General features: G+C 73.5%; 16 protein-coding genes. 6 read left to right on the forward strand and 10 right to left on the reverse strand.

Annotation, left to right across the window (positions count from 1 at the left end):
- Positions 1-72 precede the first annotated feature (72 nt).
- Positions 73-969 carry a hypothetical protein gene (locus ACIA8R_RS28865; protein WP_397041347.1) on the forward strand — a complete coding sequence of 299 codons (897 nt, stop codon included), beginning with the start codon at positions 73-75 and terminating at the stop codon, positions 967-969.
- Here ACIA8R_RS28865 and ACIA8R_RS28870 read toward each other — a convergent pair.
- On the reverse strand, positions 939-2165 hold the full coding sequence (locus tag ACIA8R_RS28870; RefSeq protein WP_364088299.1) for a UDP-N-acetylglucosamine--N-acetylmuramyl-(pentapeptide) pyrophosphoryl-undecaprenol N-acetylglucosamine transferase: 1227 nt from the start codon (positions 2163-2165) through the stop codon (positions 939-941). The genes ACIA8R_RS28865 and ACIA8R_RS28870 overlap by 31 nt on opposite strands.
- Positions 2166-2169: 4 nt before the next feature.
- A complete protein-coding gene (locus tag ACIA8R_RS28875) occupies positions 2170-2985 on the reverse strand; it encodes a formylglycine-generating enzyme family protein (protein WP_397041478.1) in 816 nt (271 codons plus the stop codon).
- Between the two features lie 254 nt (positions 2986-3239).
- Here ACIA8R_RS28875 and ACIA8R_RS28880 point away from each other — a divergent pair, with 254 nt between their 5' ends.
- Positions 3240-4199, forward strand: a complete 960-nt coding sequence (locus ACIA8R_RS28880; protein ID WP_364088303.1) for a Ppx/GppA phosphatase family protein — start codon at positions 3240-3242, stop codon at positions 4197-4199.
- A gap of 58 nt (positions 4200-4257) precedes the next feature.
- Positions 4258-4614 (forward strand): hypothetical protein, encoded by a 357-nt coding sequence (locus ACIA8R_RS28885; RefSeq protein WP_357704766.1) that lies wholly within the window; start codon positions 4258-4260, stop codon positions 4612-4614.
- A gap of 91 nt (positions 4615-4705) precedes the next feature.
- Here the strand turns inward: ACIA8R_RS28885 and ACIA8R_RS28890 are convergent, their stop codons facing one another.
- The 3 genes from ACIA8R_RS28890 to ACIA8R_RS28900 all read right to left on the reverse strand — a co-directional run bounded on the left by ACIA8R_RS28890 (position 4706) and on the right by ACIA8R_RS28900 (position 6198).
- Positions 4706-5137: an ATP-binding protein gene (locus ACIA8R_RS28890; RefSeq protein ID WP_357704768.1), complete on the reverse strand. Its 432-nt coding sequence runs from the start codon at positions 5135-5137 to the stop codon at positions 4706-4708.
- Positions 5138-5229: 92 nt separating this feature from the next.
- Positions 5230-5778: a helix-turn-helix domain-containing protein gene (locus ACIA8R_RS28895; protein ID WP_364088306.1), complete on the reverse strand. Its 549-nt coding sequence runs from the start codon at positions 5776-5778 to the stop codon at positions 5230-5232.
- Positions 5779-5877: 99 nt separating this feature from the next.
- Positions 5878-6198, reverse strand: a complete 321-nt coding sequence (locus ACIA8R_RS28900) for an STAS domain-containing protein (protein WP_357704772.1) — start codon at positions 6196-6198, stop codon at positions 5878-5880.
- Between the two features lie 68 nt (positions 6199-6266).
- On the opposite strand from ACIA8R_RS28900, the gene ACIA8R_RS28905 reads away from it, so the two are divergent.
- Complete coding sequence (locus ACIA8R_RS28905; RefSeq protein ID WP_397041348.1) at positions 6267-7196, forward strand: GNAT family N-acetyltransferase; 930 nt, start codon at positions 6267-6269, stop codon at positions 7194-7196.
- Positions 7197-7213: 17 nt separating this feature from the next.
- On the opposite strand, the gene ACIA8R_RS28910 is transcribed toward ACIA8R_RS28905, so the two are convergent.
- The 5 genes from ACIA8R_RS28910 to ACIA8R_RS28930 are packed head-to-tail and all read right to left on the reverse strand — an operon-like array spanning position 7214 to position 12540.
- Positions 7214-8497 carry an AAA family ATPase gene (locus ACIA8R_RS28910; RefSeq protein WP_364088312.1) on the reverse strand — a complete coding sequence of 428 codons (1284 nt, stop codon included), beginning with the start codon at positions 8495-8497 and terminating at the stop codon, positions 7214-7216.
- Entirely contained in the window at positions 8488-9915 is a 1428-nt protein-coding gene (locus ACIA8R_RS28915; RefSeq protein WP_397041349.1) for a hypothetical protein, read from the reverse strand. The genes ACIA8R_RS28910 and ACIA8R_RS28915 overlap by 10 nt, the downstream gene beginning before the upstream one ends.
- Entirely contained in the window at positions 9912-11042 is a 1131-nt protein-coding gene (locus ACIA8R_RS28920) for a hypothetical protein (RefSeq protein WP_397041350.1), read from the reverse strand. Before ACIA8R_RS28920 ends, ACIA8R_RS28915 begins: the two co-directional genes overlap by 4 nt.
- Complete coding sequence (locus ACIA8R_RS28925; RefSeq protein WP_364088316.1) at positions 11039-11809, reverse strand: hypothetical protein; 771 nt, start codon at positions 11807-11809, stop codon at positions 11039-11041. Before ACIA8R_RS28925 ends, ACIA8R_RS28920 begins: the two co-directional genes overlap by 4 nt.
- Positions 11810-11859: 50 nt before the next feature.
- On the reverse strand, positions 11860-12540 hold the full coding sequence (locus ACIA8R_RS28930) for a class I SAM-dependent methyltransferase (RefSeq protein ID WP_364088318.1): 681 nt from the start codon (positions 12538-12540) through the stop codon (positions 11860-11862).
- Positions 12541-12595: 55 nt separating this feature from the next.
- Here ACIA8R_RS28930 and ACIA8R_RS28935 point away from each other — a divergent pair, with 55 nt between their 5' ends.
- Together ACIA8R_RS28935 and ACIA8R_RS28940 are read left to right on the forward strand one after the other, a co-directional pair.
- Positions 12596-13015 (forward strand): hypothetical protein, encoded by a 420-nt coding sequence (locus tag ACIA8R_RS28935; RefSeq protein ID WP_357704786.1) that lies wholly within the window; start codon positions 12596-12598, stop codon positions 13013-13015.
- Positions 13012-13614, forward strand: a complete 603-nt coding sequence (locus ACIA8R_RS28940) for a TetR/AcrR family transcriptional regulator (RefSeq protein ID WP_397041351.1) — start codon at positions 13012-13014, stop codon at positions 13612-13614. Before ACIA8R_RS28935 ends, ACIA8R_RS28940 begins: the two co-directional genes overlap by 4 nt.
- Position 13615 lies beyond the last annotated feature (1 nt).

A 13615-nucleotide genomic window follows, 5' to 3' on the forward strand; every position in this document is an offset into this window, starting at 1 on the left:
ATGTGGCACACGCGGGAGGCGCTCCGCCCTCGCAGGAGGTGAATCCCCATCCGATCCGACATCATGGCGGACGTGATCGTCGACCCCGCCCTGCCGCCGGCCGACGCGCGGCTGCTGCGGGACAACCGGCGGCTGCTGATCAGGGCGCGCAGGGGGTGGGTCCCGGACCGTTCCGGCCCGAGCCTGGCCGCCGCGCCGTACTGGCGGCTCGGCGCGGTGTGCGGGGCGACCGTCTGCCTCGGCCTGCTCCTCGGTGTCGGCGGGCTCGGCCGATCCCTGGGGCCGCTGTTACTCGTGCTCCTCGCCGTCCCGCTGATGATCGTGACGTTCGTCCGCACCGAGACGCCGGAGGGCGAGGAGGCCGAGCACGAGCGGCGGGTCCACGCGCAGGCGGCCCGCCACGAGGGCCGGTACGTGCTCATCGACGACCTCGACGAGCCCTCGCGCAGGCTGCTGCGCCGGGCCCAGCGGGCGGTCGCCGCGGTGTCGCAGTCGCGGGTCAACGCCGAAGGGCTGCTGGACGACGTGCGCAACGCGGTGATGCTGCCCGCCCAGGAGTGGGAGATCGCCCGCCTGCTGGCCAAGCTGTCCGGGCTGCGCGCCAGGCACCGGCAGACCCTGTCGGGGGAGAGCACGCCCGAGGTGGCGGCCGTGGCCGAACCCCTCACCAAGGCGCTGGACAGCAGCGAGCACGCCGTCCTGGGCCGGGTGGAGGCCCTGGAACGGTACGCCGCCAACGTCGCCGAGGCCGAACGCGCCTACCGGGCCCGGCAGCAGATCGCCGAGCTGCGGGCGCGGCTGCACGAGTACGAGGAGCTCGTCGCCGAGACCGGCGCCGACGAGGCCACGACGGACGAGCTGACCCGCCTGACCGAGGACGCCGACCGCCTGGACCAGGCGCTGAGGCGGAGCGTCAGCTCCGCCCACGAGGCCTTCCGCTACCTGGAGCCCGGCCCGCCCGGCCCGTGACCGGCCGTCCCCTGCCCCCCGAAGCGCTGCCCGCCCGCGCCCTGACCTCCGAAGCCGGGCCCGCCCTGGCCGCCGTGGGCGGCCTCCAGGAGCAGGTCGCAGAGGGCGTCGGCGGCGTCGAGGCGGCCCAGCTTGCCCGCCGCCTGCCCCATCGCCGCGCGCAGCCCCGGATCGGCCAGCATCGGCATCAGCTCGGCCAGCAGGTCCTCCGCCGTCGGACGCGGCTCCAGCAGCGCCCGCGCGGCCCCCGCCGAGACCAGGTAGCCGGCGTTCTTGCGCTGCTCGTCGCCGCCGGTCGGGATCAGCGGGATCAGCAGCGACGGCTTGCCGATCGCGGTCAGCTCCGACACCGTGCCCGCGCCGCTGCGCGAGATCACCACGTCGGCCGCGGCGAACAGGTCGGGCAACTCGGTCCCCACGTACGGCACCGGGTGGTAACGGTCGGCCAGGCCGGGCGGCACCTCGACCGCCCGCATCTGGTCGATCCAGGCCGGCCCGCACTGGTGGACGACCTGCGCGTGCGGCAGCAGCCGCGGCAGGATCTCGGCGATCAGCGTGTTGATCTGCTTGCTGCCCTGCGCCCCGCCGGTCACGTAGATCAGCGGCACCTCGAACGTCAGCCCGAACAGGTCGTAGGCCGCCGCCCGGTTGCCCTGCAGCAGCTCCGGCCGCACCGGGTTGCCCGTCACCACGGCCTTGGCCCGCGCCGAGGGCGGCAGGTACTCCAGCGACGACTCGTGCGACAGCGCGATCCGGGTCGCCAGCCTGGCCAGGATACGGTTGGCCAGGCCCACCACGGTGGTCTGCTCGTGCATGACCAGCGGACGGCGGATCAGCTTGGCCGCCACGCCGATCGGCACCGCCACGTACCCGCCGGTGGACAGCACCACGTCGGGCAGGTAGCGGGCGGCGTGCCCCACGGCCTGGAACACCCCGACGGGGATGCGGAACACGTCGGCGATGTTGGTGCCGAGCTCCTTGATGTTCGGCCGGCGGCGCAGCTTGCCCGTGGTGATCGCCTTGAACGGGATGCCGTGCTCGGCCGTGATGCGGGCCTCCAGGCCGTTCTCGGTGCCCACCCACAGCACGTCGTGCGGCACCTGACGTCGCTGGACGGCCGACAGGGTCGTCAGGGCCGGATAGGTGTGACCGCCGGTGCCGCCGCCGGTGATCAACAGTCGCAGGGTTCGTGACATGCGATCAGACTATGGCCGCACAGCGGAAGCCCGTGTGCCCGGTCGAGCTGTCGGGCGTGTTCGACGTGCGCGCGGCCACCCGGTAGCGGTTGCAGTAGGAATCGTGGCACATGTACGACCCGCCCCGGATCACCTTGGCCGTCCCGTCCGCCGGACCGGCCGGGTTGTCGGCGGACGGCTCCCACGCCGTGCCCCACCAGTCGGCCGTCCACTCCCAGACGTTGCCCGAGACGTTGTAGAGCCCGTAGCCGTTCGGCTGGAACGACTTGACCGGCATCGTGCCCTTGCTCGGCGCGGTCGGGAAGTGGCCCTGCCAGATGTTGCACCGCTGCCGTCCCTTGGGGGTCAGCTCGTCGCCCCAGGGGTAGCGGGCGCGTTCGAGACCGCCGCGGGCGGCCATCTCCCACTCGGCCTCGGTCGGCAGGCGCTTGCCCGCCCAGGCGGCGTAGGCGTTGGCGTCGTTCCACGACACGTGCACGACCGGGTGGTTCTGCCGATCGCCGACCGTCGAGCCGGGCCCCTCGGGGGAGCGCCACGTCGCGCCCTCCACGCCCGTCCACCAGGGGGCCTGCGGCACGCTCGCGTCCATGATCCCGGCCTTGGCGAACTGCGCGAACACGAACGACCAGCCGATGCGCTCGGCCTCGGTGACGTACCCGGTCTCCTTGACGAAGGTGGCGAACTGGGCGTTCGTCACGCAGGCCGGGTCGATCATGAACGGGTCGAGGCGTACCTCGCGCACCGGGCCCTCGCCGTCCTCCGGGCGGCCGTCGGGGTCGTCCCCGCCCATGAGGAAGGCGCCGCCGGGGATGCGCACCATGCCGCGCGGCGCCGTCCGCCGCGTGATCACCTCGACCTGGCGCGGCGGGGCGGCGGCCCCTCTGCTCGGACCACAGCACGCGCTCACGAAACCCCCCAAACGTGTCATGTCACCATGGGAAGGGTAGTCCCCTGAACATGCGTACGAAGACGCGGCCGTCCCGGGTCCGGGCCGCGTGGCTGGCCGGGTCCGCCCCGCTCGGCCGGGCCGGAGTCGGCTTCGCCCGAAAAGCCGCAGACCGGTAGCGTTTTCCCATGCGACTAGGCGTGCTGGACATCGGCTCGAACACCGTCCATTTACTCGTCGTCGACGCCCACCGGGGCGCGCGGCCCATGCCCGCCTACTCCCACAAGGAAGAGCTGCGCCTCACGCAGTACCTGGGCGCGGACAACAGGCTCGCCCCCGAGGGCATCGAGCGGCTCGGCGCGTTCGTCGAGGAGGCCGTGCGCCTGGCCGAGGACAAGGGGGTGGAGGACCTGCTCGCCTTCGCCACCTCGGCGGTGCGCGACTCGGCCAACGGCGAGCAGGTGCTGGCCGAGATCGACAAGCGCTGCGGCGTGCACATCGCGGTGCTGTCCGGGCGTGACGAGGCCCGGCTGACGTTCCTCGCGGTGCGCCGGTGGTTCGGCTGGTCGTCCGGGCGGCTGCTGGCCTTCGACATCGGCGGCGGCTCGCTGGAGATCGCCGCGGGGGTGGACGAGGAGCCCGACGTGGCCGTGTCGCTGCCGCTGGGCGCCGGACGCCTGACGCGCGACTGGTTCACCGGCGACCCGCCGTCCGCCGAGGAGGTGCGCAAGCTGCGCAGGCACGTCCGTACGGAGATCGCCCGCACGGTCGGCGACGTCGCCAGGTACGGCGAGCCGGACCGCGCCGTGGCCACCTCCAAGACCTTCAAGCAGCTCGCCAGGATCTCCGGGGCCGCCCCGACCAGCGAGGGCGCGTACGTCTCGCGCGCGCTCTCGCGCGAGGACATGGCCCGCTGGGCGGCCAGGCTGACCGGCATGACGTCCGCCGAGCGGGCCGAGCTGTCCGGGGTGTCCGAGGGGCGCGCGGCCCAGCTGGCCGCCGGGGCGCTGGTGGCCGACGCGGCGATGGACCTGTTCGAGGTGGACCGGCTGGAGGTGTGCCCGTGGGCGCTGCGCGAGGGCGTGATACTGCGCCGGCTCGACGTCCTGCCGGGACGACTGGACCAGTCCACTGGAATTGCCGAGTAAGGCCGATATATCCCAGAAAATCGGCATAGTTTGCTGGTGAGCGGGCACTTTTTGCCCAATGTTGACAGTCCTCGGTACGATCGGCTCCCTGGTGATCGTCTTCGTCCTCATCGTCCTGGCCGTCCTGGTCATCGCGGTGGTCGCGATGCTGGTGCTGGCGGCGCTGGCCGGAACGTTGGTGGACTGGCACACGTTGTGGCGGCGGTTGTCCGGCCGCGGGGCACGGTTGCCGCTGAAGTTCAGCGCCCCCGAGATGCCCGCGCGGCTGCGGGCGAAGCTGAGCGGCGGCACGCCCCTGGTGAGCCGCCGCATCCGCCTCGCCCCCGTGGTCCGCGGGGGCGACCGGCGGCCCGACGTGAGCCGTCCCGGCCGTAGCGCCCGCCTTCGCAGGCCCTCCGGTCTCACCTCACGATGACCGCCGTTCCCGGCAGCCAACAGTGAGAGAACAGTGAGAAAGGGGCCGGGGCCGCCGCGAAGAGCGGCGGCCCCGGCCCCTTTCGTGCGGGTCACCTGGCGATGAGATGCTGCCCCGCCGCCCCTGGGGTGAAGCGCAGCCTCTTCTCGAGGCAGACCATCGCGCCGTTCTCGCGGACGTTGGTGAACCGGATGTCGTCGGCGAGCGCGCGCATGATCTGCAGTCCTCTGCCGTGCTCGGCCCCCGGGCCGGGTTCGAGCACCTTGTGCGGGTCGAAACCGCCCCCGGTGTCGACGACCTTGATGACGCACAGATCGTCGCGCACGCAGGCGCTGACGGTGTAGTCGTCACTGGGAGCCGCGTGCTTGACCACGTTGGCGCACGCCTCGGTCAGCATCAGCTCGATGTCGTCGCGTACCTGGGCCTCGACGCCGAGCGACCGCAGCGTGCCGTCCAGCATCTTCCTGATCAGCGGGACGCTCGCCGCATCCCTGGGCAGTCGGAGCGCTATCGTCGCCTCCACTGCGTCTCCTCCCGTCTGGATGCGTGCGAGCCTTCTTCCCCGGATCCCGGGCGCCAATCGTCCGTTGTGGCATCAGGAGCCCGGGAGGGCGGCTACTGCTCCAGAAGCCGCAGCGCCACCTCCATGCACGCCTTGTCGATCTCCTCGTCGGTGAGCCCCTCGCCGGCCATGGTCAGCCACTTGCCCGCGTGCAGCGCGAACAGCGCCAGCGACCGGCTGACGCGCTCGGTGGGGGTGGCGCCGGGCTCGCTCATCTCGGCGGTGAGCTCCATCATCGTGTCGCGCATCTTGGCGAGCTTGGGATGGCTGCGCATGGCCGTCTGGTTGCTGTCCAGGAAGCGGGCGACGGCCAGGTAGCGGGGCTGGCGGAGGCGTTCGGCGTAACGCGCCAGCAGCTCGCGGCGGGTCTCGGGGGTCTTGGGCATGCTCCTGGCCCAGTCGAGCAGCTCCTGGAGCTCGGCCACCCGGAGGTCGACCAGGCTGCCGACGATGTCGTCCTTGGTCTTGAAGTGGTAGTACAGCGCGGCCTTGGTCACGCCCAGCTCTTCGGCGATCTCGCGCAGCGAGGTCGCCTCGTAACCCTGCTCCGTGAAGAGCCTCAGCGCGATCTCCTGGATCCGCGCCCGCGTGTCTTCCCGCACTTCGCACCTGTTTCGACTTGACGGTCGGCAAGTTGATGTCCCGCCTATTCTAGGCTTGCCGGTCGGCAAGTAAGCAAGATCAACTAAGGGCGGAGGCGGTCAGTCCGGCGGCAGGGTGAACAGCCGGTCGATCGCCGTCAGCAGGAACAGGCTGCGCAGATAGGGCGTCAGCGCCACCACCCGTACGACGGCGCCGGCGTCCGCGGCCTGCAACTGGAGGCGGACGAGCCCGGCCAGGCCGGAGGAGTCGACGAAGGTCAGCCGGGACAGGTCGACGTCGATCGCGGTGCAGCCCGCGGGGACGGAGAGCTCGGCCAGCCGGCTCACGGACTCGTAGTCGAGGTCGCCGCTGAGTGCGAGCGAGACGGTCGTCGCGCCCGGCGTGGCGACCTCGATGTGCAGCGGCTTTCTGTCGACCACCCGCCCAGCTTAGCCACCACCGGAAAAATGGGAGGCGCGGGGGCGGGCATATGTGCACAATCGGCCCCATGCACACCTTCAGCCGCCCCCGGGTGGACGACGCCGCGGACATCCACGAGCTGGTCGCGTCCTACGACACCGAGGTCATCGGGTCGCCCGACATGACCCTCGACGACGTCGCCGACGAGCTGGTCGAGCCGGGCTTCGACCTCGACAGGGACGGCTGGCTGGCCCGCGACGAGACCGGCCTGCTGACCGGGTGGGCCTGGGCGTGCCGGGTGGGCGACAGCGACCTGGTCAACATCGAGGTCATCACCCGCGCCGGCCTGACGGGCCTGCGGGAGGAGCTGTGGCGTACGGTCACCGACCGCGCCCGCGAGCTGGGCGGCGAACGCGGCCACGACGGCGTCACCATCGACATCGGCATCTACCGCGACGACCAGGACAAGCAGTCCTACGCCAAGGAGCAGGGCTTCGAGCCCGGCACCAGCTTCCACCGCATGCGCGTCGACCACGCGGCCCCCGTCGAGCCGCCCGTCCCGCTGCCCGGCCTCACCCTGCACACGGGCGAGAGCGAGGAGACGCGCCGCGCGGCGCACCAGGTGCACCAGCTCGGCTTCGCCGAGCACTTCGGCTTCGTCCCGGTCGACTACGACCACTGGTACGAGCGCCGCCAGGCCCAGAGCGTCACCGACTGGAGCCAGCTCACCCTGGCCAGGATCGACGGGCAGCCCGCCGGCGTGCTGATCGGCAGCAACCAGTTCGTCTCCGACGAGGACTGCGGCTACGTCGCCACGCTCGCCGTGCACCCGGGCTTCCGCGGCCGGGGCCTGGGGCGCTTCCTGCTCCGCCACGCCTTCGCCGCCGACGCCGCCAGGGGCCGCAAGGGCACGATCCTGCACGTGGACAGCAACAACACCACCCCCGCGCTGGGCCTGTACGAGTCGGCGGGCATGCGCCGCGTGCTGGCCATCGACGTGTGGCGGCGCCGCCTCTGACCCGTGCGGCTCCGGGGTCAGACCCGGTGGCGGGCCAGGTGCTCCAGCACCGACTGGTTGGCCTCCCAGCCGTCGGGGAACTTCACCGGCACCCCGAGCTGCACCGGCTCGGCCGACGGGTGGGCGTCCAGCAGCTCGGCGATGCCCGCCCGCGCCACCATCACGCAGGCGTGCCGGTGGCGCGAGGCCAGCACGCACAGCCGCCCGGACTCCAGGTGGAAGGCGGTGGCGTCGCGGCGGCCCGACAGCGGGTGCAGCACGATCGTCACGTCGTACTCGCGGCCCTGGAGGCGGTTGGCGGTGTCCACGGTGATCTCCGGCGGCAGCCCGGCGTTCCTGATCGCCGCGACCTGGTCGCGGTGGGCCGCGCCGACCGCGATCCGGTCGGCGGTCACCGGCCGCTCGCCCTGCTCGGAGGTGGCCACGGCCCCGCGCTGGAGCAGCCGCGCCGCCAGCAGCGCCACGGCCTGCACGGCCTCGCCGTCGGTGCGCACGGTGTGCCGGTTGGGCAGCTCCAGCAGCGCCCAGCCCGACCGGGCGGCCTCCTCCAGCGCCCGGTCGTGCACGGTGCCCATGCCGCCGGCGGTCAGGTCCAGCCGCCGGTCGCCCTCGGAGGTGCCCGACCGGAACCCGGTGAACGGGTAGAACGCCTGCGACACCACCGGCGCGGCCGAGGCCGGCAGCCGCCAGGACACCGGCAGCCGGTGCACCGGCAGGCCGGGGTTGTGCCGCAGCAGCACCGCCACCGCGCTCTGCAACGGGTCCCACGACAGCCCCGACCAGCGGTCGCCGTCGATGATCGAGAACGGGTCGAGCTGCCCGGGATCGCCCACGAACAGCGCCCGCTCGAACAGCCCCGCGATGCGCAGCAGCTTGTCCGAGCGCATCTGGTACGCCTCGTCCACGATCGCCCACGGCCACACCCGGCCGGAGATCCACGCCCACTTGTCGGCGGTGGCGATGACGATGTCGGGGTCGCCCAGGTCCTGGATCCTGGTGCCGATCGTGACGCCCGCCAGCTCCAGCATGCGCGGGTGGGGCACGTACCCGCCGGCCGACAGCCGTCCGACCTTCAGGTGCGGGTGCTTGTCGGAGATGCGGGCCACCAGGTCGTCGACCTGCTCGTTGGTCTGGGCGACGATCATCAGCGGCTCGCCGGTGGCGGCGATGTGCGCGGCGGCGCGCACGACCAGGGTGGACTTGCCCGCGCCCGGCGGGGAGTCGACCACGACGCCGCGGTTCCTGGGCAGGTCGGCCAGGACGTTCGCGATCACCTGCTCCGGGCTCTCGCTCACGACCATTCCTCCTGCGCGTCCTCGTCGTCGGGGATGTACTCCTGCGGCGGCCCGCCGTGCGTCCACGGCGTGGCCTCGGCCTCGGGCAGCGTCGGCGAGCCCTGGAAGTCGTCGGTCAGCGAGGTGTAGCAGACGCGCTCGCCGACCTCCGGCACGGCGCCGGGGACGGGCGTCTTCCCCCGGCCCATGCCCTTGGTGATCTTCAGGGTGACCAGGCCGTCGCGGGCCTCCACCAGCTCGGCGCCCTGGCCGCGGCGCTCCGGGGTGCCGAGCGAGGCGCCGGGCGCCAGGCGCACCGGGTCGTCGGTCTTGAGCACCACCAGCGGACGCAGCTTGCGCGAGCGGCCCTCGCCCTCGACGTTGTCGGGCACGGTCTCGACCACCTCGCCGGCGAACGCCTCACCGGTCAGCCGGTACTCGGCCATCACCAGCGGGTCGTCGTAGGCGCGCTGCACGTCGTAGGCGGCCTGGGCGCGTTCCATGCGGGCCAGCTTGGCCGCGGCGGCCACCGCGCCGTCGCGTCTGGCCTGCGGCGGCGCGCCCTCGGCGATGTGGGCGGCCATGGCACTGAACGAGCCGCGGTCCTGCTCCCAGCGCTGGGCCACGCTCGCGCCCGGCTCCAGCCCGGACAGCAGGTCGAGCGCCTGCCACATCAGCCGCCAGGTGGGTTCGAGCTGGGTGCGCAGCGCCTCGGCGACCCGTTCGGGCGACTCGCTCTCGATGGCCGGGGCGAGCACCTCGGCGTCGAAGCCGGGATCGGTCGCGGGCCCGGCGGGCGGCCAGATCAGCGGATCCTCGGCGTCGTCGGAGGGCCCCTGGGTGATCCAGGACAGCAGCGCGGCCAGGTTGGCGTCCTCCAGCGCGCTCTGCCCGCTGGCCCAGTGGCGGCCCAGCTCCTCGGTCACGGCCGGCGTCAGCGACGAGCCCGGGTAGGCGGCCCGCTCGCCGAAGTACGTCAGCCACCGCCCCAGCAGCGGCACCTCCGGCGGCACCGGGTAGGGCCCGTCGGGCCTGCGGAAGCGCGTGGAGCGGCCGAGCAGCCTGGCGAAGGCGACCCCCGCCTGGTTCGGCACGACGAGCTGCGGCGCGTCGAGGGCCCGCTCGTAGGGGTCGGCGTTCTTGCGCTCCACCGTCTCGGTGTCGGCGGTGAACGACTCGATGTACGGCAGCAGCACCCCGGCCAGCTCGGCGGCCCAGGCGAAGCGCAGGTCGCGGTTGCGCGGCTGGGCGACGACGAGCAGGCGCGGCCGGTCGCGGTCGGTGCCGAGCATGGCGGCCAGCGGCGCGGCGGCCTCGCCCGACAGCTTGAGCGGGACGAACACCATCGGCCGAGCGCCCACGTGACAGTGGCGGACCGTGGCGACGGGCTGGGCGATGCCCTCCTGCAGGGCGCGCAGCCGGGCGAGCGAGGTGAGCAGGCTCAACTGAGGCACTCCCTGCGCAGGCGTTCGGCGTTGCGGAGCAGGCCGGCGATCTCCTCCTGGCCGTCGGCCGGGTCGCGCAGGCCGTCGGCCAGGCCCAGCGCCTCGGCCACCGAGGCGACCCCGCCCAGCTCGTCGCGCACCTGGCGGCCGAGCAGGTCGGAGGCGCCCTCCTGGCGGGCCTCGTCGCGGCAGAAGTAGCACAGGTCGCACGTGGACAGGCAGTCGGGGGCGTAGCGGGCGGTCGTCCTGTGCAGCGCGTCGGTCAGTTCGGCGACCGGGCGGGTGGGCCGGCCGTCCTCGCCGGGCCGCAGGTCGAAGCTGAGGTCGTCGGGCAGCGCCGCGAGCAGCCGGTCGAGGCCGGTCATCCGGGTGAGCTGACGGCGCAGCACGGCGAGCTGCCTGCGCACGTCGACCAGGGTCGCCACGGGCCGGTTGGCGAAGTTCTCGGGGCACACCAGCACCACGTCGTGGGAGACGGTACGCGGGTCGTGCCCGAGCTCCTCCAGCATCGTGCGCAGCGCCAGCACGTAGACCGCGGCCTGGCGGGCGGCGGCGGCCACCGCGCCGGGGTCGGCCTGCCCGTCCACCACCGCGAACGACTTGATCTCGACCACATGGAAGCGGCCGCCGAGCTGGAAGGCCACCACGTCGGGTTCGAGGAAGGCGGTGTGGCCGGCGATCTCCAGGCTGAGCAGCGGGTGGTCGAACAGCGTGCCGGCGTCCTGGTTGCCGCGCGCCGCCCGGTCGAACAGGGCCCGGGTGTGGGTGTGGCGCAGGTGGGCGCCGACGTTCTCCACGTCGTGGTAGGCCACCTCGGCGACCGGCAGGCCGAGCACCTCCCTCAGCAGGCGCAGTAGCTCGGCGCAGCCGTCGGCCTTGACCAGCGCCTCGAACGCGTTCCCGCGGGTGATCGCGAACGGCGACTGGCCGAACGGCGCGGGGAAGCCCAGATGGCGGGCGGCGGCGTCCTTGTCGACGCCCGCGCCGTCCATGAGGGCCCGGCGGGCGCAGCCGGGGTTGGCGGCCAGGGCCGCGATCGCCCGGGCGTCGTGCGGCTTGGGCGGGGTCGTGCCGCGCAGCGCGTCGAGCCGGTGGGCCGGGCCGTCCTCGCGTCTCAAGCCGCTCACGTCGCTGTCTCCTCCTTGATCGTGCCCAGCGTAGCGGCGCCGAACAGCCTGGCCACGTCACCGAGCTGGGATGTGGCGCGTCGTGCCAGCTCGGCGCGGTCGCGCGTGTCGCGTTCCGCGTGCACGGCCAGCTCGGCCCCGGCCGCCTCGGCGATCCGCCGGCGGTCGGGCGGGCCGAGGTCGGCGGCCGTGGCGCCGGGGACGTTCCTGGCCATCCGCGCCAGTAAGCGCAGCGCCCGCTCGTCCTCGCATTCGTGCGAGGCCACGGCGATGGCGCAGGTCAGGAAGTCGACGCGGGGGCTGAGCGGGCCGACGACGCGCCGCTCCAGCGGCCAGGTGCTGAGCGTCAGCAGGCCGCGGGCGGGGGAGAGGCGGTCGGTCAGCGCCGCGCACAGGTAGTACGGCCGCCCGTGCGGCGTGGACCGGAACGAGCGTTCCTCGTCGCGGCGCAGGCTGGTGAGCTGGGCGCTGCGGATGGTGCCGGCGAAGAACGCGCCGCTGACCGCCACCACCAGGCGCGGCTGCGCGGCGGCCCCGAGCAGCGCGAGCGCCTGGTGCACCTGCTCGCGCACGGTGACCAGCCGGGGCCCCTCCGCCCTGCCGCGCGGCTGCTCGCCGCTCACCAGGGCGTCCCAGGCGCGCTCGGCGGCGCGCAGCTCGGCGCGCAGGACGCGGGCCGTCGCGCCGTCCTTGACGCGCATGGCCTTGCGCACGCCGGCCCGGAGCCCGTCGATCCGCCGCTCCAGCTCGTCCAGCCGGTCACTCATGGCGCGAGGGTATCAACAGTTCCAGTATTTCCCAGTATTTACACTGAAATCTACTTTGTAAAGGGCCGGGCCAGGAACCACGTGCGGTCCTCGGTGAGGAACCGCTCCAGCCGCAACCCCTCGGCGGCCAGGTCGGCGGCCAGGTCGTCGTCCGTCATCCGCCGCGAGGTGAACGACTGCGTCCAGACCCGGTCGCCGTGCTCGTAGCGCATGGTCGCCGCGAACACGCCGGGGGAGGTCTCCTCGACCTCGGCCAGCGTGATCGTGACGTCGCCGTCGGCCCTGCCCGAGCCGGCCCGCCAGGAGTCGTGCCGCTCGGCCGGCATCCACTGGACGAGCACCGCCCCGCCCGGCTCGACGTGCCGCGCGCACGCGGCCAGGAAGGCGCGCCTGACCTCCCCGTCGACGACGTTGACGAGCTGGGAGGCCAGCGTGACGGTGTCGAAGCGGCGGTCGAGCCGCAGCTCCTGGAGTCGCGCGTGCACGGTCCCGGCCCCGCGCACGTGCGCCAGCATCTCGGCGGACTCGTCCACGGCCACGACCTGTAACCCGGCCTCGACGAGGGCGTGGGTGACCCTGCCGACGCCGGCCCCGAGCTCCAGGACGGACCCGCCGGGCGGGGTCTCCTGGATCACGAGGTCGGCGTCCCGGCCGGGCCGGAGGAGGGTGTAGAAGTCGACAGGGGATCCGTCGGGGGTGATGGCGCCTGGGCCTGTGCCACTGTTCTTCATGACGAAAAACCTAACCGCCGAGTGAGCCGCGCGCGGGCGGGGGACGATGGGCTCTGTGACCGGTGAGGTACGAGCTCTGATCGGCGTCGGCGCGGGCCTGACCGCCGTTCCCCCCGTCTACTACCTGACCGAGGCGGGCGCCAGAGCCCTGCGGACCGGCCAGGCGGCCTTCGCCCCGGCCCCCGCCGGGCTCGGCTTCCTGGCGGCCGCGGCGCTGATCGTCGCCGTGCTGGCCGCCTGGCCCGCGGCGGCGCTGGCCTGCGGGCTGCCGCTGGCCGTGGCGGGCGTGCTGTTCGCCCTCGACCTGCGGGCCGCGATCGGCCTGGCGGGCGTGCTCCCCGGGCTGTGGGAGCCGCCGTGGGCCGAGCCGCCCGGCACCCTCGCCGGGGCGACCGGCCTGTACGCCTACACCGGCGCGTTACTGGTCTTCTCGGCGCTGCTGCCGCGTCGCCTGCGATCTATCCTGAGCAGATGAGCAGACGGGACCCCGACCGGCGTAGGGCGCTGCTCGACGCCGCCGACCGGGCCATCCTGGCCGAGGGCCCCGAGGTGTCGATGGCGGCCATCGCCGCCGAGGCCGGCGTCACCAAGCCCATCCTCTACCGCCACTTCGGCGACAAGAGCGGCCTCTACCAGGCGCTGGCCGACCGCCACGTGCGCACGGTGATCGCCCGGCTCCGCCCCCAGTTCGCCGGGCCCGGCGCCGACCCGCGGGCCCGCGCACGGGCCGCCATCGGCGTCTACCTCGACCTGATCTCGGCCAACCTCGACCTCTACCGCTTCCTGTTCCACCGGGCCGGCGCCGAGGACACCCGCATCCGCTCCCACATGACCTCGCTCGTGCGCGGCCTGGGCGAGGAACTGGGCCAGGTGCTGGCGGCCGAGCGGGTGGTGCCCGACCCGGTGCGGGCGCAGGTGCTCGGCCACGCGTTCGTCGGCATGGTGCAGGCGACGGGCGACTGGTGGCTGGAGCACCCGGAGGTCGACCGCTCGCAGGTGGTGGAGGGGCTGGTCGACGTGATCGCGGTGGCCATGGCACCCGGCCGCCGGGGCGCGGCCGTCGCCGGGGGCTGAG

Source organism: Nonomuraea sp. NPDC051191 (genome assembly GCF_044455665.1).
Classification (GTDB): Bacteria; Actinomycetota; Actinomycetes; order Streptosporangiales; family Streptosporangiaceae; genus Nonomuraea.

Bases quoted from the DNA above. Each gene is read 5' to 3' on its own strand.
- ACIA8R_RS28880 (WP_364088303.1), top strand. From the start codon at position 3,240: ATGCGACTAGGCGTGCTGGACATCGGCTCGAACACCGTCCATTTACTC.
- ACIA8R_RS28910 (WP_364088312.1), bottom strand. From the start codon at position 8,497: ATGGTCGTGAGCGAGAGCCCGGAGCAGGTGATCGCGAACGTCCTGGCC.
- ACIA8R_RS28925 (WP_364088316.1), bottom strand. From the start codon at position 11,809: ATGAGTGACCGGCTGGACGAGCTGGAGCGGCGGATCGACGGGCTCCGG.
- ACIA8R_RS28870 (WP_364088299.1), bottom strand. From the start codon at position 2,165: ATGTCACGAACCCTGCGACTGTTGATCACCGGCGGCGGCACCGGCGGT.
- ACIA8R_RS28875 (WP_397041478.1), bottom strand. From the start codon at position 2,985: ATGGTGCGCATCCCCGGCGGCGCCTTCCTCATGGGCGGGGACGACCCC.
- ACIA8R_RS28905 (WP_397041348.1), top strand. From the start codon at position 6,267: ATGCACACCTTCAGCCGCCCCCGGGTGGACGACGCCGCGGACATCCAC.
- ACIA8R_RS28885 (WP_357704766.1), top strand. From the start codon at position 4,258: ATGTTGACAGTCCTCGGTACGATCGGCTCCCTGGTGATCGTCTTCGTC.
- ACIA8R_RS28930 (WP_364088318.1), bottom strand. From the start codon at position 12,540: ATGAAGAACAGTGGCACAGGCCCAGGCGCCATCACCCCCGACGGATCC.
- ACIA8R_RS28940 (WP_397041351.1), top strand. From the start codon at position 13,012: ATGAGCAGACGGGACCCCGACCGGCGTAGGGCGCTGCTCGACGCCGCC.